We start from the raw sequence: 21,909 nt of genomic DNA on the forward strand, positions 1-21,909 counted from the left end.
CTATTCGACGGTCACCGATTTCGCCAGATTGCGGGGCTTGTCGACGTCGGCGCCCCGGGCACACGCCGTATGATAAGCCAGCAATTGCAGAGGCACCACGTGGAGCACCGGCGACAGCTCACCGTAATGCTCGGGCATGCGGATTACACGAATACCGTCCGCGCTGGCAATGCGCATATCGCCGTCGGCCAGCACGTAGAGTTCGCCGCCACGCGCGCGCACTTCCTGCATGTTCGACTTGAGCTTCTCCACCAGCACGTCGTTCGGGGCGACGGTCACCACCGGCATCTGCTCGCTGACCAGCGCGAGCGGGCCGTGCTTGAGTTCCCCTGCGGGGTAGGCCTCGGCGTGGATGTACGAAATCTCCTTGAGCTTCAGCGCCCCTTCGAGGGCGATCGGATAGTGCAGCCCGCGCCCGAGAAACAGCGCGCTCGGCACGTCGGCAAATTGCGCCGCCCAGGCAATGAGCTGCGGCTCGAGCGCGAGCACGCTCGTGAGCGCCGCCGGCAAGTGACGCAACTGCGCGAGGTGGCGTGCCGCTTCGTTCGCATCGATGCGCTTGCGCTCGACACCGAGCGTGACGGCCAGCATGAACAGCGACACGAGTTGCGTGGTGAACGCCTTGGTCGACGCCACGCCGATTTCCGTGCCCGCGCGCGTGATGAACGACATCGCCGTCTGCCGCACAAGCGCGCTGGTCGCCACGTTGCAGATCGCCAGCGTGCGATCGTGTCCCAGGCTCTGGGCATGCTTGAGCGCGGCAAGCGTGTCGGCCGTCTCTCCCGACTGCGAGATGGTCACGACGAGCGCTTGCGGATTGGGCACCGACTCGCGATAGCGGTACTCGCTAGCGATCTCGACCTGCGTGGGAATGCCGGCGAGCGCTTCAAGCCAGTATTTGGCGGTGAGCCCCGCGTAGTAGCTGGTGCCGCAAGCGAGAATCAGCACACCGTTCACCTGCGGCAAGACGTCGGCGGCGCCTTCGCCGAACAAGGCCGGAGAAAACTCGGTGATATCGGCAATCGTGTCCGCAATCGCCCGCGGCTGCTCGAAGATTTCCTTCTGCATGTAATGCTGATACGGTCCCAGCGAGACTTCGGACTGGTACGCCGCCATCGCGCGCACCGAACGCTCGACCTCCACGCCCTGCGCGTCGAGCACCGACACGCGCGCGGGTGTGAGCAACGCCACGTCGCCTTCCTCGAGATACATGAACCGGTCGCAGTGACCGGCGAGCGCCATGGCGTCGGAAGCGAGGAAATGCCCATCCGCCGCAAAGCCGATCACGAGCGGCGAACCTTGACGCGCGCACACCATGCGCTCCGGTTCGTCCTTGCTGATGACGGCGATGGCATAGGCGCCCCGCAATTGCGCTACGGCCGAGCGCACGGCGTGCACGAGCGTGCCACCGTCGTTCGCCGCGAAATGCGCATCGACCAGATGGGCGATGACCTCGGTGTCGGTCTGACTCGTGAACTCGTAGCCTTTGGCCCGCAGCGCTTCGCGCAGCGCCTCATGGTTCTCGATGATGCCGTTGTGCACCAGCCCGATCCTTTCGCGCGAGAAGATCGGATGCGCGTTCTCGGTCGCCGGCGCGCCGTGCGTCGCCCACCGCGTGTGCGCGATGCCCAGTCCCGCGCCCATGGCCGCGTCGGCCAGTTGCGCCTGGAGTTGCGCCACGCGCGACACGCTGCGCACGCGCGTGAGCCGATGCGCTGCGTCGAGTACGGCCACGCCGCACGAATCATAGCCACGATATTCGAGACGGCGCAGTCCTTCGACCAGCACCGGTACCACGTCACGGCGTGCCACGCCGCCCACGATTCCACACATGACTTCCCCTCAACAATCAATTGGATGAGCGCAGCACGACGCCACCGCCCGAATGGTCGGTTGCGTTCGCCTGCGTGTTGACCTGTCTGATGTCCGGCGTGGTGATGACGGCTCGCCGGGATTGTCTTTCGCCTTCTTCGTTGTCTCGCGCGGTGCGCTGCGTCAGTTCTGCGCCGCGGCGGGATTGACCTGCATGAGGTGACCGTCGCCCACGTAAGGAATGAGGCCCTGCGCACGAATCTGCGCAACGGCTTGCCTGGCGCACTCGGTATCCGAGGGGGCGCAGTAATCGATAGCAATCACCGGCAGGTCGTAGCGCTCGCGCACTTCGCGCGCCCGCGCGAGCAACCACGCGCGATCGTCTTCCGGCACCGCCACGTAGCGCTGATTCCCCTCGTCCCAACCGCGATAGAGCGATTCGAACGCCACGGCCGCCACGTCGCCGTGCACCTCGGGCATCAGCACGAAACCGCGATTCAGAATCAGTTCGGCGCGCGGGAAACGGCGCCGAATTCGCTTGATGACCGCGACCAGCCCGGCTTGCTGACGCGCACGCTCGGCATCGGTCTTGGCGACCAGTTCGTACGAATCGAGCGTGTCGAGGAAAAAGCCGCGATAGCCCTTGGCCCATAACGGCGCGATGACCTTCTCCACGAAAAACTGAGGCCAGCCCGGGGCGGCCTGATCGATCACTTCCGATTTCCAGTCGCCATTGCGGCCAATGCGCCACGCTTTCGGGATCGCGGCGTAGTAGTCGCGCGTGGACAAGACTTCGCCCACGCTGACGTAAGCGATCCAGCGCCGGCCCTTGGGCTCGGTGGCCGGGTCGACGGCCTTCGGCACGAAGCCGTTGTCGGGCTCGATCACCACCTGATCGTAGCCGGCAAGCGCCTTCGGGTCGAGCGTCGCGCCATAGAAAAACGCAATGCGCCCGAAGACAGGCGGCTGCGCCGATGCGGTGTTGAGGAAGAAGCCGGCAAAGACCCCCACCACCCCGCCCATGAATCGAGCCAGTGGGCAGCGCCACCAAGTGGCGTGCGGTTGCGTCGTGTTGTCAGACATGGCGATCGGCAGCGGCAGTGTCAGCGCTGCTGTTGCAGCATGTAGGTTTCATATTCGAGCGCATCGAGCCGGCGATCGAGCAACTGCATCGCCACCATCACGACGACCAGCAGCGCCAGCGCGAAACCGTAGCCGTAGGCATTCGGTCCGAGCATCAGCGTGGCCCACGTGAACAGGCCGTTGGCGACGACCATCGCGGCGGTGAGCGCCAGCACCGTGCCACGCCGGTCCAGATAAAAGAAGATGTTCAGAATTCCGAGGAAAAGCACTTGCAGGCTCGCGGAAATGACGTCGATGTGCAGCAGCGGCAGATACAGCACCGAAATGCCGATGAGCCGTAACAGCTTGTCGCCGAACGCGAAGATCAGCAGCGTAACGACCGCCTGGATCTTCAGGATTTCGTACAGACCGGTGCGGACCGAGCGCACCATCATGTCGCGCGATTCTTCGATGTACTTGAGCGTGCCGCCGGTGCGCACCGCGTTGAAGAATTGATCGTAGTACTCGACGAAATCCGTCTCGATACGCAGCAGAAACACCGCCATGCCCGGAATCACGCACAGGTACGAGAGGAACACCGGCAGATCGTAGATCACCGACGCGCGCAGCGGGCCAATCACGTCCTGCCCGGTGACCGGATAGAACCAGAACATCAGCTTGTCGAGCCAGATGCCCAGATTGAACAGCAAACCCACGAACATCAACGACGGATACGAGAAGCGACGCGCAAAGACCTGCCAAAGCAGATATTCGTCCGTGCGGTAGTTGCGGTGAATCAGACAGACCATGCCGAGCAACAGGATCAGGTGACCGATGACGAAACCGCCGAGCAGCCCTTCGAGTCCGTAGCGGTTGAGCAGCACCGCACTCACCACCGTCACGGTGTAGCCGACGAAGAAGATCGCCAGCACGGCACGGTATTGCTTCACGCTCGTGAGAAACAACACGCCGATCCAGATATTGCTCACGATCACGAAGCCCGTGAGCATCAACAGCCGATAGCCCGTCGACTGGCCGCGGAACACGGTCAGCGCGAGGATGAGACCGATGATGCCCGTGCCGACCGTCGTGACCAGTGCGACCGCGTTGTAGTTCGGCAGCACCAGATCGGGACGCCGCTCGAACAGCCGGTCGCTCAGAAAACGCGTGAACGAGAGTTGAAGTATGCCCGTGACGATGAGGCTGAACGCGATCAGATACGTCACCGACACCTGGAACTGCACGATGAGGCCCGGCGGTTGCACGACCGCGAGGCTCATCAGGCCGATGAGCAGAATACCGAGAATCGAGAGAATCAGCGGGCCCGCGCTGATGACCCCGGCGTAGCCATAGGCCGCCAGCGTGCTGGTCAGCGTGTCGCGCCGGAGAATCTTGCGAAGTTCAAAGCCAATACCGGCCATCAGTGGTCTCCCGCAACCACCCCGGCGGCGGGACGCGCCAGCAGTGTCTCGTACAGACTGCGATAGGCGTCCTGCATCTGGGTGATCGTGTAATAGCGTTCGACGCGCGCGATCGCCGCGCGCTGGGCCGCATGCCAGGTGGTGGGCTCGAGCACGTCGAGCAGCGCCTGGGCGAATTGCTCCGGGTTGGCGATCTGCACGACCTTGCCGGCAGGCCCGAGGGCGCGATCCTCATCGCCCAGGCCTTCGACCAGTTGACGGCACGAGCCGACGTCGGTCGTCACCACGGGCACGCCGGCCGCATAGGCCTCCAGCACCACCAGCGGCAACGCTTCGGAAATCGACGACAGCGCCATGACGCCGACCTGCGGCAGAATGTCGGACACCTTCTGAAAGCCCATGAACCGAAGGCTGTCTTCCAACCCCAGGCTCGCCGCAATGTCACGACACTCCTGCGCGTAGGCCGGATCTTCTTCCTCGGGGCCGACCACCCACCCCTGCAGCCCCGGCATGTGGCGGCTGGCGATGAAGATCGCCCGAATGAACGTCTTGATGTCCTTGATGGGCACCACCCGGCCGATCAGCGCCACCACCGGCGGGATGTCGGCCGGACGCTGCTCGCGCAGCGGCGCAAACTGCGCCACCGAGATGCCATTGGGCGTGTTGCGGGTCTTGTGCTCGGGCGCGCCGTCGGCGATCTGGCGCAGACGATTGCCCTCGAAGAGCGCGGTGATCTCGTCGGCCGCCTCGTAGCACACGCGTCCCATCGCTTCGAAGAAGCGCACCCACAGGTTCTGGAAATAACCGACCTGCGAGATGTCGCGCTCGAACAGGCCCCGGTTGTCTCGAATCCACTGGCTCTGCAGCAGATCGATCTTGCGCTCCTTGGTATAAATGCCGTGCTCCGAGACCAGCAGCGGACGCTGGTGCTTGAAGCGCAGCAACGCGCCCAGGAAGCCCGCGTACCCCGTGGAAACGGTGTGGTACACCTTGGCCGGGATCAACTGGTCGCAAATGCGCGCGAGTTGCCACAACGGCTTGTGCATGATCCGAATCGTCCAGAAATAGTCCGTGAACGACGGATCCAGGCAGTACTTCTTGTAGCGATCGGTGATCATGTCCCACGAGCGCCGGCTGTGCAGGAAATTGGCCTCGCTGATCTCGCCGTCTTCGGCGAGCATCGGAATCACGTCGTGAATCAGCTTGCCGATGCCTTGCAGGTCGTCGCGCCGACGCAGCATGTCATGCATCTTCTCCATCTTCTCGAACGCCTGCGCGTCACCCTCGGCGGCGCGCATCGGCGCGGGCGCCTCGAATTCGTAGAGATAATGCGCCTCGAAATGCACGATGTTGTCGTACATCGGATAGACCATGTCGCCATAGTCTTCGCGACGACTGCCGATGAACACGACGGCAAACGTCAGATCCGGGAATGCGCGGATCATTTGATCCACCCACGACGACACGCCGCCCCGCACATACGGGAACGTGCCTTCGAGCAGCAAAGCGATGTCGGCCGAGTCAGCGCGACGTTCGTTGGTACGCATTAGCGGGTCCAGAAACGCATGACGGGCTGCAGCATCGGGGTGGCCGTGCCATTCCCGAGCCCGGCGAGCATCTGCCCGACCCGTCCATATTGATGTTTGAGGAACGCGACTTCGGCAAGCCAGGGCACGAGTCGGTCCGCAGGAAATTGATGGAACTCGGCACGCTGCAGACACTGTTCCGCTTGCTCCGGATCGTGACGCATCAGCGCGCAACGGCCCAGCAGGTACCACATGACCGCATCGCTCTCGCGATGGGCGAGCGCCTCGCGGGCAAATCGCTCCACGCGCTCCATCGTGAATCGGTACACCTCGCCACGCACGAGGTTCTGATAAATCAGCTCCCAGTACAACTCGGCGAGCCGATGGTTCGCGTCGGCACGATCATCGTCGTTCTCTGCACGATCGCGCTGGGTGCGCGCGTCGAAAATACGCTGCATGATCTGCTTTTCCACGCCGTCGATAATCCCGTAGGCGAGCAACCGGATCTCTTCCACCGGATCGGCCAGCAGGTCACGCATGATCTCGCCGGTGGCCCGCGACGGCAGGGCCTGCACCGACACCAGTGCGGCCACGCGGTCTTCGCTGGTGCCTTGCGTGTTGCGCAAACGCGCACGCAGGCGCGCACCGGCGCCGTGCGTGACGCGCGAGACCAGATACGTCACGAACTCGGGGCGGTCAACCGCCCCGGAGCGGGCGAGCTCTTTCGGCGCGGGGAACAGCACGCTGATCGCCATCACGCCGAGGAACAGCAGCAAACCGCCCACCGGCATGAACAAGCTGATCGCCAGGCTGTGCCAAAACGCCCCGGTACGCCCGTGGTAATGCTCTGGCAGTACCGAACGAACGAAGGTCGCGGTGAGCACTGCCGTGAGCAGTTGCCATCCAAAGAAGACCACGAGCGGGTCGATCCGCCAGGCCGGCTCGAAGAGCGTGCGCACCGCCTGGGCCTGCGCGAGCAGGGCCAGGATACCGAGCGTGATCGCCAGCAGTTTTTTAAGCATGATCGCGGCAGCGCTCCAGCAATTTGCTCAGCCCCTCGCCCGGGGCGCGCTCGTCCACGCTCGCCGAGTGCACCGCCACGTGACCGGTTTGGAAATCCAGCCCGTATTGCTGACGCAGCGCGCTCTCAATGCGGATGAGGTACCCGTCGATGCCATTCTCATCGGTAATCGGCATCAGGGCGATGGCGATTTGCTGACGAGGGCCTGACTGAATCCACAAGGCGTCGAGCGCCCGGCGCGAACGCACGGTCTGCTCGAACAGCGAATCGCCGCTCGCGCCGCGCGGGAAAACGAGCGCCACGAGCGACGACTGGATGCCGCTCTGGCGCTTCATGCGAGCAAGGCGTCCCAACTCCAGCGCGAAGTCGTAGGGCACGCTTGGCACCTCGTCGCGCACGCTCGCCACCACGCCCTGCTGCGCCACGCCGTCGGCGTAATAGGCCAGCAGCACCAGCAGCAATTGCAGGTTGTCGTGATTGAGCGCGAGGAACGACATGCGGCGCACGATCAGCATGCCGTTGATGTTGCCGTCCGTGTCGGTGAGCGGTGCGCACACAATATACGCACTCCCCTCGCCGACCGTCACGTCGTCGCGCACATGCGAGAGCGTGCCTTCGCGCAGGCAAGTCTGCACGAGCGGATCACTCTCCACGGGCGTGAACGCCTCGCCCACGCACGCCACCGCCGTGGGCACCAGCCGCCCGAGGTGCACCGGGAAGACCGACGCCACTTCGATCTGGCACGTCAGCGCGGCAAACTCGAGCATCGGCTGTGCGTTGGGCAACGTTTGCGCCGCGGCGCCCGCCTTGTTGGCGGTCGTCAATTCGCGCAATCGCATGATGGCGTCGCGCATGGTGCTCGGCTTGGTGAGCAAATCGCGCTCGAGCCGTTCGTGCGAGACACGCAGCAGGTAGTGATTGTTCGTAATGGCGACGAGGCGATCGTTCAGATACGTGTTGATGCCCCGAGCCCGGGTCGCGCGGTTGCCCCAGATGTCGCAGAAGTGCCCGCCAACAACGATCATCGTGAAGCCGCCGACGAAGAACATCGCCGGGAACGGCTCGCCATGCAAGCCATACAAGCCGTACCAGACGGCGGCAAGCACGAGCCCCGCCACCACGCCGAGCAGCGCGCCGTAGCGCAGCGCCATGACCAGGGCGACGAGCCACATCCATGGAAAGCCCAGCCCGATGAGCAGCGGATCGCCGGGGCGCAGCAGCCAGGCAATCGCCACGGCGAGCGCCATGCCGGTGACCACCTCGAAGACCGCTACCGGGCGCGCCACGGCCGGCGCGATCAGTCGGCCATAGGTGCTCACGTTGCCGAACGGCTCCGAGCGTCGCACCTGTTCCGGGCCGACGGGCTTCGCGTCGATGGCAGCGTCCTGTTGAGTCGCGGTTTTCACGATGCGGCCCGTTACCGTTGCGCCAGCGGTGCCAGCAGATTGCGAATCAACGTCTGACCGACGCCGGCCAGGCTCGAACGGCTCCAGCCGCTGCGGCTGCCGGTCGCGCTCCAGACGATGCTGCCGTTCGAGACATCGATGACATCGAACGTCACGCCGGCCACCGGTTCACCATCGACGCCGACCTTGTAGCGCCATTCGGTCACAGCCCCCGAGAGCGCATACTTCGCGCCGGTCTTGCGCGCCCATTCCAGGGCACGCATGCGCGCTTGTGCGCTGTTGCCGCCGACGAGCGAATCGCCGCCGTCCGGATCGCCGACATAGCGATGCAGATCGGTAAAGCCGTTCTGGACCAGAATGCTTTGGGCAATACTCTCGGCGCGCTGGCCGGCATCCGGCGTTTCCGTCGTATTGGCGATCGGCAGAATCGCCCAGGCGGCCGTCTTGGGCAGATTCGGGGCGTCGCCGACATTCATCGTCGAACAGCCCGCCACCAGCGCGGTCAGGACGGCAGCGCCGGCCAGGCGGCGCCACAGCTTACTCACGATTGTCTTCATGGTCTTGCTCTCCCTTGCGGATGCGAAATTTCAGTAGAACAGCCGGTACGCGATGCCGACCTGCGTTGTGGCAACACCGGTGCCGTTGGTGATGTCGTGCGAGTAATACACGCGAGCGTGATCGTTGCCGAGCACCGACCCCGCGATGCCCAGGTTGACCTGCGGCCCCCAGCCCTGCTGACTGTCGTGAATGTAGCCCACGTCGAGATACGGCCGCCAGGCACGCCGGTAAGCATTCTGGTAGTCCTGCCCGAAGCCTGCCATGACACCGTACTGGGTCGTCGTGATCGGCATGAACTCCGAGGCCACCGGCGCGGTGCCGGTCGGCAGCAGCACGGCGAGCGACGGGATGGTGGCTGTGCCCGGCGTATAAATGCCGCGCTCGGCCACGAGCCTGATGTTCAGGTCCGGGTAGTCGATGCGCAGCTTGTACCCCAATTCGCCGCCGAAGCGCCAGCCACGTCCCAGATACGTGCGGTCCTGCGCGTGAAAACGGTCGTACTCGGCGTTCGCCTGACCGTACCAGCGACCATCGCCGGCCCACAGCATCTGCACACTGCCGAAGTCGCGCGTTCCGGCGACCTGCGTGTTCGGCGCAATGTCGGTGAACTGGTTGTAGCCCGCCTGGAAAGTCGTGGTCAGGGGCGTATTGCGGTTGAATGCGGCCGACGCAAGTCCGGTGAAGAAGCTGTTCAACTCGCTGCGATGCCCGACGGTGAGCGCCAGATCCCGCGCCACGGTGCGATCGCGTACGGTGAAGTTGAAGATCCGGTCATGCGACGGCACCCAGGCAAGCTGCGACGTGTCGATGGTTCGCTGATTGCGCTGGATCGCCTCGACCGTCACACCGATGCGGCTGGTGAGGTTGAGACTGCCGACCAGCGAACTCTCCAGATAGCTCAGCGGCGCCTGACGCGAATAGAAGAGATCGAAGCCCGCATTCGATCGATCGCGCAGGATTGTGTCCGTGAATGTCGTGTGCACGGCGTCGTTGTTCGGTGCACCGTCAGCCGCACGCCACGCGAGCGTCTCGGCCTGGGTCGAGCGTCCGAGCCGTTCGTTCGCATCGACCTCGCTTTCGATCGGCATGCGACCTTGGCGGCGGTCGAGCAGTTGCGCCATCTTGTCGCGGTCGTTGTTCTCGAGCGCGAGGGCAATCTCCGCATCGGCCGGGCGCAGCAGTCGATTTGCGTATTCGCGTGCCAGCCAGGCACGGGCCAGATCGAAGTGTTCGCCGGACAGCGCCCACGCCAGTCCGACGTCGCGCGTGGTCGCGCTGAGCACCGCCTGTCGCGAGAGCAACGCGGGGTCGCGCGTCGCCGGCGAGTCGGTCGCGTCGCCGGCGGGTTTGAGCGGCGCCAGCTCGGCCGATTCGCCCAGCAGCGAGTCGCCGACCTTGGCACTGTCGGCCGAACGACGGTCATCGCGCAGCAGATTTGCCAACAGCTGGCGCGACGTGTCGCCATTCGAGAACACTTGCGCGAGCGTGACACGCGCGGCTTGCGCTTCGAGCACGCCGTCGTTATCCGAGGTCTGCGCCGCAAGGCGTTGCACCACCGCGCCCGGCCGCCGGCGCGGGGCGATGCGCAGTTGTCCGGTCTGGGCACGCGTTTGCAGATCGCGCCAGGCGCCGCGACGAATGCGCCACGCGGTATGGGCATCGCCGGCCGCCTCTTCGGCGTCGGCGAGCGAGAGCATCCACAGCGGGTCGTCGTCCGAGAGCGACGCCTGTTGGCGCAAGTACGTCAACGCCTCACGTGCATTGCCCAGGCGCAGCAGACCGGCCCCGTAAGCCCCCCAGTATTCGGCGTTTCCGGCCACGAGCGGACGATAGTCATGCAGCGCCATGCCGAGCGCGTCGTCGCTGCCATAGTCGACCAGCGCCCACAGGTAGGCAACCCGCACTTCGTCACCCGCATTGTCCAGGCGGGATGCCGCACGCAGATCGGCCAGCGCCGCGTCCCAACGCTGAATCTGCTGATAATAGGTCGCGCGGGTGGAGAGCAGTTCGCTCGACTTGGCGAAGCGATCGCGCTGCTCGGCGTCGAGACCGTCGAGCAGGGCCTGCACCCGATCATAGGCGCGGGCCGTCGTGTAGAAGTAGATGGCCGACTGGAGCGCAAGATCCGAATCGTTCTGCCGGAATTCCGCTTCGGCCGTGCGGCCGGCATCAAGCGGATACCCCTGATAGAAGTAGGTCATCGCATTGAGGTCGAGCGCCTCGGCCTTGCCCGTGCGCAACAGACGCGGATACGCGTAGTTGGCATCTTCGTCGCTTTGCGCCAGGCGTGCCACTTCGGCGTACGTGCGCCAGTAGCGCGCGTCTTCCGGCAGCGTTCCGGCGATGTCGCGCACCTTGCGCAGCTCGGCCAGCGCCGGCTTCACCTGGCCCTTTTGATACATCAGGCTGGCAATGCGCAGCGCATAGTCCGGCGACGGACCGAATTCCTTTTGCAGCGTCTCGAACGTCGCCAGCGCCTCGGCGTCCTGCCCAACGCGCTGGGCGACGTCGCCCTCGCGCTCCAGCAGCGCGCGGCGCTGATTGCCCGCCGCGTGACGCTTGAGATACGTCAGCGCCTCGTCGGGGCGGCCGAGACGTTCGTAGGTGTTGACGATATCGTCCTTGAGCTTGAGATCGCTCGGCTGGCGCTCCGCTTCGAAGATCTGCGCCGCGAGATAGGCCTGATCGTCATTGAGCTGCGGCGCGAGCTGATAGACGTTCTGCCATGCTTCGGCGTTGCCCGTGGCGTCCGCGTACTTGCGCCAGTAAGTGAGCGCGACCGAGGGATGCCCGTTCCATTGCGCGACCTGCGCGAGACGGCGAGTCCAGATGAGCGGATCGAGCTTGCGTTGCAGCGCCTGCTGCGCGAGCTTCTCGGCGTCGTCGAGCTGACCCGCTTCGACAAACGCCTTGAAGGCCACGTCGTAATCGTTCGCCGTCACGCCGTTGACATTGGCACCGCTCTCGGACGGCTTCGCGGCTGCCGTACCGGCTTCCCAATCGAATTTCCCAGGAGCGTCCGGCTTGGACGTCTTGTCCGCGTTCGCCGCCTTCGTCGCTTTCGCCGCTTTCGTGGATGCGTCCGATGCGGCATCCGCCGCACTCGCACCGCGGGCCAAGCCCACATCGGCGACACGAACGATGCGATACGCGTCCATGCGCTCGCGTGCGCGCACGCCTTCCGGGCCATCGAGATAGCGCAGATGCGCACGACCGGCGCCGTCGAGCCCGCGGCCGTCGGCGGTCACCCCCGGCAACCAGCCGGCGAGCTGCACATGCGCCCCACGCGACTGCGGCACCAGGCTCGACAGTTGCGTGAGTGCCCGCGCGTACTTCGTCATCAGGTCCGGGCGGCCCGCCTGACGAGCGACATCGAGCAGATATCGCAGGGTTACCGGATCGTTGACCAGTTCACCCACGCGTTTCTCGCCTTCCGCGCATGCGCGCGAAATCTGGTTCGCCGACACGAGCACGCGGATGCCCGCGAGGAACAGGCGACGGCGATCGTCGCGCGTGGTTGCCGCGTCTTGCGCGGCGAAATAGGCATTGGCGGCATCGTCATACGCGGCGTGAGCGAAGGCGGCGTCCGCCAGCTTCTCCTGCCATTGCGCGGCGTTCTTGGCATCGGCGGCCGCCAGCAGGCGATAGTCGCGCAGCATCAAATTCTGGGCACCCGCCAGCCGGGCCTTGTCCGCCAGCATACGCAGCGTCGGCACGTCCCACTGGTACTGCGACGTTGCGTCAAGCAGTTCCACGTATCGCGCCATGCGCTCGGCGCGACGCGGATCGTCGGCGGGCACTTCGTACGCCCGCTGCTCCGTGGCCGCCAGCGCGAGCAGAATGCCGCGACGGCGGTCTGGCTCGTCGGACATGCCGCGCAGCGTCTTCGCAACGCCCATCGCGTCGTCCCAACGGCCCAGCCCCAGATATTGTTGGCCGAGCAGATCGAGATAACGGGGCGCGCCGGGTTCAATGCGCAGCCACGCTTCGAGATAGGCCACCGACAATTCGCTCGGCGGTTGCGCGGCGAGCGCGCGCGTCTGGTCGTCGTCGCTCGGGTGGGCCGCGGCAAGCGCGAGCACGATCCCTGCGCCGATCGCGACCGTCAGCCACGGCGCGCTCAGCCGTTCGCGCTTGTCGAACGGCTTTCCAGTCACTGCGTCGGCAATCCTGTCGGGATCGGGGCGAACGGCATCAGTCACAGTCGACCCCCACGGTATGCATGACGACCGGCTTCTCGGCAACGCCGGAGACCTCGGCGCGCAGGCGACCCGCGCCATCGGCGCGCCCCTTGGCCACACCGTCGACGCTGATGCGGCAACCGGCGGCATTGACCACGCTCACGAACGGCTTGTAGTAGCCGCCAAAGCGGAACGACAGATTGCGCCCGGTGCGCTGGAAGTCGCGGATGAACCCAGCGGCTTCGTCGATGTGCGGCGTGCGCTCGGCGCCCTTCGAGGCGATCGAGAACTCGGCGGTGTCGCCCCCCATGTGGATGTACAGCCCGCCCGGCCCCGGCAGATAACCGGCGACGTCATCGGACGTCCCCATGACCGGCACACCCTCGCCCGGCCAGCGCATTTCGCGCAAATCGGCACCGCTGCGCACGCGCCAGCGCGTGGCGCCGTCCGCGGCTACCTCGCGCGCCACGGCCACGCGACGCCAGTCCAGCACGCGGCGGATGTATTCCGTGGTGAAGATCGGGAACACGGGCTGCTTGAGCACCGCGTTATAGACTTCCTTGAGCGCATTGAGCGATGCGACCTTCGTGCCCGAGTACATGTGGTAATACAGGTTCACCGCCTTGAAGCGAATCGGCTTGTCGGTCATGGCGAACGTTTCGAGCACGCGCGTGTAGCCGTAGTAGGGCCCGAGCCAGTCGTTCGTGTAGACGTTTTCGTCCATCACGGCGGCATACACCTGGAACTCGGTCGGCAGGCTGCCCTTCTCTACGCCGTACGGTGCGATGTTGGTCCAGCTGTTGTTCGTCTTCGTGATGATCGTGTCGCCGCCGTTGATCGACAGCACGCCCGCGGCCCATGCCTTGCGAATCGCAATCGCGGGGGCCTGCGCATCGCCCGGCCATTGCAGCACCACGACCTTCTTGCCCGGGGGCGCAAGACGCCCGTTGATATAGTCGATCGATCCCTGGATCTCACGATCGAGGTTGAACTTGTAGTTGGGGATGTCGAGCGAGAAGGCATCGTCTCCGCCCCACTCCTTGTTCGCCTTGCCGGTGATTCGCTCGCCGGTAGTCTGGTTGATCTGCTCCAGATTAAACGGGTGCGAGAAGGTGTGCGTGCCGATCTCGACGTTCGGCAGTGCGAACATCTTGCGAGCAATCTCTTCGAGACGCGGCGAAATCTTCGGATACATCCCCTTCGCACCGACCTCGCCCTCGATCACCGACAGCGTCGTGGGCACAGGATACTTCGTGTAGATCTGTTCATACAGCGCCATCGCGCCATAGTCGACGCCCGGGAATTCCGCGCGCGAGGCAAAGCCGTCGCCGTCGACGTGCACGAACATCAGTCGGCGGCCGTTCTCGGTGGTCACGTCGGGCACCGGCATCTGCGGCAGCGCCAGCGCCTGACGCAGGAAGTCGATCGGCTGGATCGCCCAGCGCTCCTGCCCGATGCCGGACAGCGACGTCACCCCATAGGGGTTGAGCGTATAGCCGCCCCACGGCAACATGCCGGCCATGTCGTAGGTGTAGGTGCCCGCTTGCAAACGCAGCAGCGGCTGGCCGGTCGGCCCCACGCGCACACCGAGGGCGTCGCGCACGTCGGGCGTCGGCATGATCTCGAAGCCCATCATCGGCGCCTTGCTCACCACGCTCGGCACCACCGAGCCGGGCACGGTGCCCGCCACACGTTCGAGGCCCAGCACCTGAGCCGTCTGCTGATCGATCGGGAAACCGAACTGTCCGATCACCGCCACGCGCATGCCGTCATGAATTCGGGCCAGCAGCCAGCGTCGCCACGCGCCGGCATTGTTCACATTGCGATCGATGGATACGACAATGCCCGCATAGCGGTCGCTGCGCACATTGGCCGGCATCGGGCCCTTGTTCACATTGACGTATTGCACGTCGTAACCGAGGTAGTTCAGCGGCATGGAAATATCGCGCGCACCCGTCGTCAGGTCGATCGGTTCGCCGTCGCCCGGCGCCTGCACCATCAGCACTTTGCGCGGCATCACTTCGATGCGGCCAACACCGACCGTCTCAACGTCCGGATCGGTGACGAACGCACGCACGCCTGTCTGATTGAGCGTGCGCGCCGTGTCGCGGCGGCAGGCCACATCCGCGCTCGCGCAGTAGTCCATCGCAAACGTCGGAAGATGGGATTGCTCGCGCAACGCTTTCAGTTGATCGAGCGCGGATTGGCGCGCGTCGGCCGGTGTGTCGACGAAAATCATTGCGCGCGCGTCGTATCGATGCAACAGTCCGTCGGCCAGAACACCGGCAAGCGCGGGGGCCAGAGACGCCGCCAGGCCCAAATGGTTTCGCAGTACGAGACGCGCATCGGCATAACGGGCGCGCACCGCTTTCACGCGCGCGGCCATGCGCGCGTCGCTCTCGGCATCGGCCGCGAGCGGGGTACCGTCGTCGATCAGGAAATTACGATAGCCTTGCGCCCAGAGCGGCGCGACGCGCGCGTCGACAAACGCCTCTGGCGTTTGCGCGGTGTCGCGCGCATCCAGGCGTGCGAACCAGGTGGTATGTGGGGTTAGCGATGCGTCGGGCAGCGAAGTTTGTGTCGGGTCGATGACGACCCAATCGAAGGACTGCAACGCATCGACCGGCAGGTCGCGTCCGTAGTACAGCGCAATGTCGGGAACGGCGGACACGGCGGACGTCATCGGTGCCATGGCCGTCGCCAGGGTCGCCGGGGCCAGTGACGCGGGCATGCTCGGCGTCACCGATGTCCCTGCGGCCAGGGCCATGCCGGCCGGGATCATCGTCGTGAGCATGACGAACGACCGCAGCGAACCGGTGACCAGACCGCGCGTGCGGCGCAACCAACGGCCGAACACATCACGACTTCCCCGATTCCCCAAAACGCCGCGGAAATTCCCTGTCTCCGCCGCGAATGCTTGTCCCTTCGATGCCATTAGCGTGTGTGCAATCAATGATTTGCGTTCGACCCTATCACGCGTCTCACGCACTGATCAATCTTCGGAGTCTCCCCGCCGCACGGCGAAACCGTCGGACAGGAAAGTTCGTGGTGGTACGTTGGCCGCAGTTCCCCCCCCGGGGCGGTGACCGATGTCGCACGTACGCGTCAATAGCGCAATCTACGACGGGATGATGTCTGATACACGCACTCAAGCACGATGTCTGCGATTCGAACCTGGACGATCATGTGGCTTGAACTGAGCGACGGATTTCCAGATGACCCGATTCGTCCTTCCCGCGAAGGTCTGTGCGCATGCCGATTGTGGCACTTGGACTGCCCAGCGCTCCGAAATCCGGTGTCACCTCATCACAGCCACGGACTTTAAAGGGCAACCGTCCCATAAGCGTCCCCCAGACAGTTATGGGAGGATTGACGAAATTGAATGGATGGGCATCGCGCTCGTGCGCAACCGCTGCCATCGTCGTTCAGGAGCCGGTGGCCGGGCCTGCCCGAGGCGGGGAGCCGCCGATGGCGATGACCTTGCATCATCGGCTGGCCTGACATGGGTGTCAACCAGAGGTTGACGCGGAAGACAGTCGACGCCGTGGTGCAGACTCGACGAATGCCCGGTGGACGCCTCCCCGCGCACGTCCACCGCCACACATCAGTGATGCCCCGCCGCACGGTCCACGCAGCCGAGGACGAACAACGCGCCCGTGAATCCCAGCGCGACGACGCACACGCCCTGCCATCCGTCCCACGCCCACGCGGCCCCCGAGAGCACCGCGCCAAACGCGCCGCCGACGAAGAAGATCCCGACGAAGAGTGCGTTCAACCGGCCACGCGCCGACGGATTGATAAGGTTGATGGCGCGCCGTCCGAGCGTCTGGTCCGTAATGACACCGGCGTCGAGCGTTGCGGCGCCGGCAACCAGGAGCGCAAGCGCCAGGCCCGGGTGCATCGTTGGCGAGAACCCGCCCCATCCGGCGCCCGCAGCGCCAAGCATCAGCACAGCGACAATCATCGCGAGATGGGCGACGAACTGCGTCGTGCGGCCCTGCCCACGGTCCCCCAGATATCCGGCGAGCGGTGTCACGATGGCGCCCGTGGCGCCAGCCAGTGCGAAGCCCGCGATGCCCTGCATTCCAAGCGAAAACGGCGGTTGCGCGAGCAGGAGTGCGATAGCCGTCCAGAACGCGCTGAATGCGCCGAGCGCGAGCGCCGCCTGCATGGCGCGCCGTTGCAGGACCGGCTCTGTGCGCAAAAGCGTCCAGAGCGAGCGAAGCAACGCCGGGTAACGTGCCCCGGCCTGCGGTTTGCGGTTCGGTAACCGGGCGTACAGAACGATCGCAAGCAACGCGTTGGCCAACGCCGCAACGCCATAGAATGCGCGCCAGCCCCACTCGCCGGCGATCAGACTCGCGAGCGGACGCGACAGCAAAATGCCCAGCATCAGTCCGCTCATCACGTTTCCGACGGCCCGCCCTCGACGGCTCTCAGGGGCCATCGACGCAGCCATCGGCACGAGCATCTGGATCACACTCGACGTCGCGCCCGCCAGGAACACCGACACGAGAAACACGCCTCCCGAATGCGCGAACGAGGCGAGCGCAAGAAACGCGGCGCAGCAGGCGAGCGTCCGAAAGATGAGCCTGCGATTTTCGACCAGATCGCACAGCGGCACGAGCAGTAGCAAACCCGCTGCGTAGCCGAGCTGCGGCAGCATTGCGATCAGACCGGCAAGCTCCGTGGGCAGCTTCAGCGCCCGACCTACAGGCCCGGTCAGCGGTTGCGCTGCCGACAGATTCACGACGACGATGCCGACCGCGGCGGCAAAGAATACGGTCAACGGCGTGGTCAACGTGGCAGGCGTCGCTGGCGATGGTGGCGATGGTGGCATGGGCGCGGCGACGGCATCGCGCGAACAGGGGGAAGCCGGCTGAGTCATGTTTCGATTCCGATGAATGACTGAAGGTCACAAGGCGTGACGGTTCGGCCGATTGTAGAAACCGGTGCGTCATGCCACAATTGAATTATGTTTATATTCATTATGCGAGTTTGTTTTGAACACACATGACTTGCAGGCTTTCGTCGCCGTGGTTGAAAGCGATTCGATGGCACAGGCGTCGGAGAAGCTCTTCCTCACGCAACCGGGTCTCACGCGACGCGTCCAGAATCTGGAGAAGATGCTGGGCATCGAGTTGCTTGACCGGCAAAGCAAGCCGCTAAAACCGACGCCTGCCGGACGCGAGGTGTACGGATTGGCCCGCACGGTGTTGCGCGCGGTCGACGACTTGAAAGCGGTTGCCTCGCCCGATACGGAGCCGTCGGGCGAATTCCGTATTGGCGTGCCGCCATTTCTCTCCGAGCTTGCGCTGGAACAACCCATCGACTTTCTTCGCAACACTTTCCCGAAGCTGACGCTTCGCGTAACGGCGGCATGGTCGCCGGGACTGTTGCAAAGTCTCGAGCAGGCGAAGGTGGATGCCGCCGTCGTGCTACTGCCGGAGAGCGTTGCGTTGCCCGAAGGCGTGACGTCGACGCTTCTCTCGCGCAAGCCCATGGTGGTCGTCGCGCCCAGCGCCTTCGGGCTGGCCGACAAGCCGGCCACGCTCGCCGATCTTGCGAATCATCCGTGGGTACTGAATCAGGATGGCTGCGGCATGCGCTCGGGACTTGGCAGGGCGATGGCGATGGCCGGATTGCCGTTCAATGTCGCGGTAGAAGCGTTCGGCTCGGAGTTGCAGTTGTCGCTGGTTGCGCGCGGCCTCGGCGTAGGACTGGCCACCCCCGAAGTCCTTGCCCGCAGTGCGCATGCCCAGGCGCTGCAAGTCCTCGACGTGCCTGAGTTCCGAAGCGGGCTGAACGTCTGGCTCGTGCACGGCGCGTTGCCGAGCCGGCTTACTCGCCCAGTCGCGTTGATGCGCGACGCGTTGGCGGCGAGGCTGGCAGCGGATGAAGTCCGGCTGGCGCCCTCCACGCCCACACGCAAGCGACGCAAGACCTCATGAAATTCGTCGTCGCCACTTTGGGTGTGGACGGCGGACAAGCGGCGAAGCGGCGTTTGATATATCGGAGGCCCACCCTTTAGCGAATGCGACGCATTCGTGATACGATCCGGGCGAATTCCAGATTCGGCCATCCCGGCGGACCGAAAATCGGCCTTTCACAACGATGCTCACTCGCTCACGCAAACGTTTCAGCGCATGGCTTGGCTTGACCGCCATGTGCCTGGCGCTTTGCGCACCGATCGTGAGCCAGTGGCTGGCCGCGCACCGCGCCAGCGTTTCGCAGATCGACGCAACCTTCTGTACCGCAGACGGATTGACGCCGTCGGCCGTACCAACCATCGCGCACGACGATTCGCACGCGGACATGCGTCACGCACCGGCCGCCGATCATGGCGGGCACGGTGACGCCTGCGGCTATTGCTCGTTACTTGCGAACCATCCGCCGTTGGTCATGCCGCCGCACGCCAGTGCGGTGTCATTTGTCTGGATCGCCCGGGCCGGTCCGACGTCGACCGTCTCGCCGCAACTCCGTCCACTCGCCTACATTCCGCCCGCCCGGGCCCCGCCGCACCGCTCCTGATTGACGCCTTTTCGTGCCCGGCAAGCCATTGCACTGCATTGGCCTGCCGGTCGTCATTCACTCATCGCAGTCAGGAAAATCCATGCTCTCCCCCTTTGCGCGCAAGACGCCGCTGGCGCTCGCGCTGGCCGCCATGTTGCCGGCCGTCGCGTACGCCGACGACACCACTCAACCGTCCGCCGTCGAACTCGCGCCGACATCCGTCGCCGTCTCCGCCGAGCGCACGCCCAAGCACGTACTCGATCCGAACTTGCCCGCCTCGAGCGCCACGGTCACCGCGGACCAACTGCAGTACCAGAACGTCGAGACGACCGAAGACGCCTTGCGATATGTCCCCGGCATGGCCGTTCGACGCCGGTTCATCGGCGATCTGAATTCCACCATCGCCGTGCGTGGGACGAGCAACTCGCAAACGGCTCGCGGCCTTGTCTACGCCGACGGTCTGCTGCTGAGCAACTTCCTTGGCAACACCTGGACATTCGCGCCACGTTGGTCGATGGTGTTTCCGGAGGAGATCGATCAAGTCGATGTCATTTACGGGTCGTTCTCCGCGCTCTATCCGGGCAACGCCATCGGCGCGACAGTGCTCATCACGACCCGCATGCCGGAGCAGTTCGTGACCGACGCGAAGGTTCAGGGATTCACCCAGCACTTCGACCTGTTCGGGGTGAACCGAAGCTTCAACGGCAGCAACGTGAGTGCGAGCGTTGGCGACAAGTTCGGCAATCTGTCGCTGCTGGTGGGCGTGGACCACATGGAGAACACGGGACAACCGCTCCAGTTCTACACGGCGTCGCAATCGACCACGCCTGCCACGGCAAGCGCCAAGGTCGTGAGCGGCGCGTATTCCTATCGCGACCAGAACGGCGTGCCGGGTGTGGTGATGGGAGTGAACGGAGAAGGCATCGAGCGTGTGACGCAAGACCAGCTCAAGCTCAAGGCCACCTACGATTTCACGCCGACGCTGCAAGGCGGCTTCAGCTTTGGCTACTGGCATCAGAACTCCAACAGTCAGACGAGCACGTTCCTGCGCGACGCGAACGGCAATCCGGTGTATTCAGGGACGGTCAACATCAATGGCTACCAATATGTCATTCCGGCATCGGCATTTGCGCCGAGTCAGGGCGTGAGCGAGAACCTGCTTTACGGCCTGTCGCTCAAGACACGCCACAAATCCGGCTGGAATTGGGAAGCCATCGCGTCGTACTTCGATATTTCGCAAAGCGAGGCCCGCACGGCCAGCACCGGAGCGCCCGGCAACGGACCGGGGACGGTAACGTATGGCGACGGTACCGGCTGGAAGTCGATTGACCTGCGCAGCACCTATACGCCCGCCCAGGTCGGGGCGGGCGCGCATTGGCTGGCGTTCGGTTATCACTTCGACACGTATTTCCTCGATAACCGCACGTTCAATACGGCGGCATGGGTCAACGGAAGCGATACGTCGCTCGCCAATGCGTTCGGCGGCAACACGCTTACGCAGGCACTCTATGCCCAGGACACATGGCAGTTCCTGCCGCGCTGGAAACTCACAACCGGTCTGCGTTACGAAGATTGGCGCGCCTATTCGGGCGCACGCACGCTCGGCGGCGTGACGCTGCCGTATGCGGGATCGTCCGACAGCCACTTTTCGCCGAAGCTGTCGCTAGCGTTCGCGGCGACGCAAGACCTGACGCTGCGCGCGTCCATCGCACGCGCCTACCGGTTCCCGACCGTCTCCGAGCTCTTCCAGGGCTCGATCACCGGAACGAACATCGTCAACAACAACCCGGGACTGCGCCCAGAAGACGATCTCGCGAAGGAGTTGAGCGCCGAGTGGCAACTAGAGGTCGGCAAGGTGCGCGTTTCGCTGTTCCAGGACGACGTGAAAAACACGATCTTCAGTCAGACAAATACGACCGTGTTCCCCAACGTCACGAACTTCCAGAACATCGACAAGGTTCGCTCGCGTGGTATCGATGCGGCTTTCGACGGTCAGGACGTCCTCTTTCAAGGCCTCGACATCGCAGCCGGTCTGACGTACACGCAGTCAAAGATCATGGCGAATACGAATAATCCGGCTTCCGTCGGCAAATATTTCTATCGGATTCCGCTGTGGCGCGCGAATCTGGTGGCGACCTACCGCTTCAATGCGAAGACGGCAGTGACCGGCGCGATTCGTTACTCGGGCCGTCAGTACAACACGCTGACCAATACCGACAACAATCCGAACACGTTCGGCGGCACCAGCACCTACACCGTCGTCGATGCGAAGTTCACATACAAGCCGACTGCGCGCACGCAGATCGGTATCGGCGTGGATAACCTGTTCGACACGCGCTACTTCGTCTATCACCCCTACGCTGGCCGCACTTTCTTCATCGAAGGCAAGTTCGCCATCTGAATCGCAGG

The 21,909-nt window shown here is 64.4% G+C and carries 13 protein-coding genes; 3 read left to right on the top strand and 10 right to left on the bottom strand.

Annotated features, from left to right (window positions below; genetic code table 11):
* The 10 genes from glmS to PCE31107_RS13340 form a co-directional block, all read right to left on the bottom strand.
* A complete protein-coding gene (gene glmS, locus PCE31107_RS13295) occupies positions 1 to 1,833 on the bottom strand; it encodes a glutamine--fructose-6-phosphate transaminase (isomerizing) (RefSeq protein WP_017235439.1) in 1,833 nt (610 codons plus the stop codon).
* A gap of 162 nt (positions 1,834 to 1,995) precedes the next feature.
* Complete coding sequence (locus tag PCE31107_RS13300) at positions 1,996 to 2,895, bottom strand: endo alpha-1,4 polygalactosaminidase (RefSeq protein ID WP_150608961.1); 900 nt, start codon at positions 2,893 to 2,895, stop codon at positions 1,996 to 1,998.
* A gap of 20 nt (positions 2,896 to 2,915) precedes the next feature.
* Positions 2,916 to 4,295, bottom strand: a complete 1,380-nt coding sequence (gene pelG / locus PCE31107_RS13305; RefSeq protein ID WP_150608963.1) for an exopolysaccharide Pel transporter PelG — start codon at positions 4,293 to 4,295, stop codon at positions 2,916 to 2,918.
* Positions 4,295 to 5,842, bottom strand: a complete 1,548-nt coding sequence (pelF, locus tag PCE31107_RS13310) for a GT4 family glycosyltransferase PelF (RefSeq protein ID WP_150608965.1) — start codon at positions 5,840 to 5,842, stop codon at positions 4,295 to 4,297. Before pelF ends, pelG begins: the two co-directional genes overlap by 1 nt.
* Entirely contained in the window at positions 5,842 to 6,843 is a 1,002-nt protein-coding gene (locus tag PCE31107_RS13315) for a tetratricopeptide repeat protein (protein WP_017235435.1), read from the bottom strand. The genes pelF and PCE31107_RS13315 overlap by 1 nt, the downstream gene beginning before the upstream one ends.
* Positions 6,836 to 8,248 carry a PelD GGDEF domain-containing protein gene (locus tag PCE31107_RS13320; protein ID WP_150608967.1) on the bottom strand — a complete coding sequence of 471 codons (1,413 nt, stop codon included), beginning with the start codon at positions 8,246 to 8,248 and terminating at the stop codon, positions 6,836 to 6,838. The genes PCE31107_RS13315 and PCE31107_RS13320 overlap by 8 nt, the downstream gene beginning before the upstream one ends.
* A gap of 11 nt (positions 8,249 to 8,259) precedes the next feature.
* On the bottom strand, positions 8,260 to 8,805 hold the full coding sequence (locus PCE31107_RS13325) for a penicillin-binding protein activator LpoB (protein WP_130025275.1): 546 nt from the start codon (positions 8,803 to 8,805) through the stop codon (positions 8,260 to 8,262).
* Between the two features lie 30 nt (positions 8,806 to 8,835).
* Positions 8,836 to 13,008, bottom strand: a complete 4,173-nt coding sequence (locus PCE31107_RS13330) for a tetratricopeptide repeat protein (protein WP_150608969.1) — start codon at positions 13,006 to 13,008, stop codon at positions 8,836 to 8,838.
* On the bottom strand, positions 13,001 to 15,844 hold the full coding sequence (locus tag PCE31107_RS13335) for a bifunctional glycoside hydrolase/polysaccharide deacetylase family protein (RefSeq protein WP_150608971.1): 2,844 nt from the start codon (positions 15,842 to 15,844) through the stop codon (positions 13,001 to 13,003). The genes PCE31107_RS13330 and PCE31107_RS13335 overlap by 8 nt, the downstream gene beginning before the upstream one ends.
* A gap of 747 nt (positions 15,845 to 16,591) precedes the next feature.
* Complete coding sequence (locus PCE31107_RS13340; protein WP_150608973.1) at positions 16,592 to 17,875, bottom strand: MFS transporter; 1,284 nt, start codon at positions 17,873 to 17,875, stop codon at positions 16,592 to 16,594.
* 115 nt (positions 17,876 to 17,990) lie between these two features.
* On the opposite strand from PCE31107_RS13340, the gene PCE31107_RS13345 reads away from it, so the two are divergent.
* From PCE31107_RS13345 to PCE31107_RS13355, 3 genes are all read left to right on the top strand, one after another.
* Positions 17,991 to 18,938, top strand: a complete 948-nt coding sequence (locus PCE31107_RS13345; RefSeq protein WP_150608975.1) for a LysR family transcriptional regulator — start codon at positions 17,991 to 17,993, stop codon at positions 18,936 to 18,938.
* A 163-nt stretch (positions 18,939 to 19,101) separates the two neighbouring features.
* Entirely contained in the window at positions 19,102 to 19,518 is a 417-nt protein-coding gene (locus tag PCE31107_RS13350; RefSeq protein ID WP_130025269.1) for a DUF2946 domain-containing protein, read from the top strand.
* A gap of 82 nt (positions 19,519 to 19,600) precedes the next feature.
* Positions 19,601 to 21,901 carry a TonB-dependent receptor gene (locus tag PCE31107_RS13355; protein WP_150608977.1) on the top strand — a complete coding sequence of 767 codons (2,301 nt, stop codon included), beginning with the start codon at positions 19,601 to 19,603 and terminating at the stop codon, positions 21,899 to 21,901.
* The last annotated feature ends 8 nt before the right edge of the window (positions 21,902 to 21,909 follow it).

It is taken from the genome of Pandoraea cepalis (genome assembly GCF_902459625.1).
Taxonomy (GTDB): Bacteria; Pseudomonadota; Gammaproteobacteria; order Burkholderiales; family Burkholderiaceae; genus Pandoraea; species Pandoraea cepalis.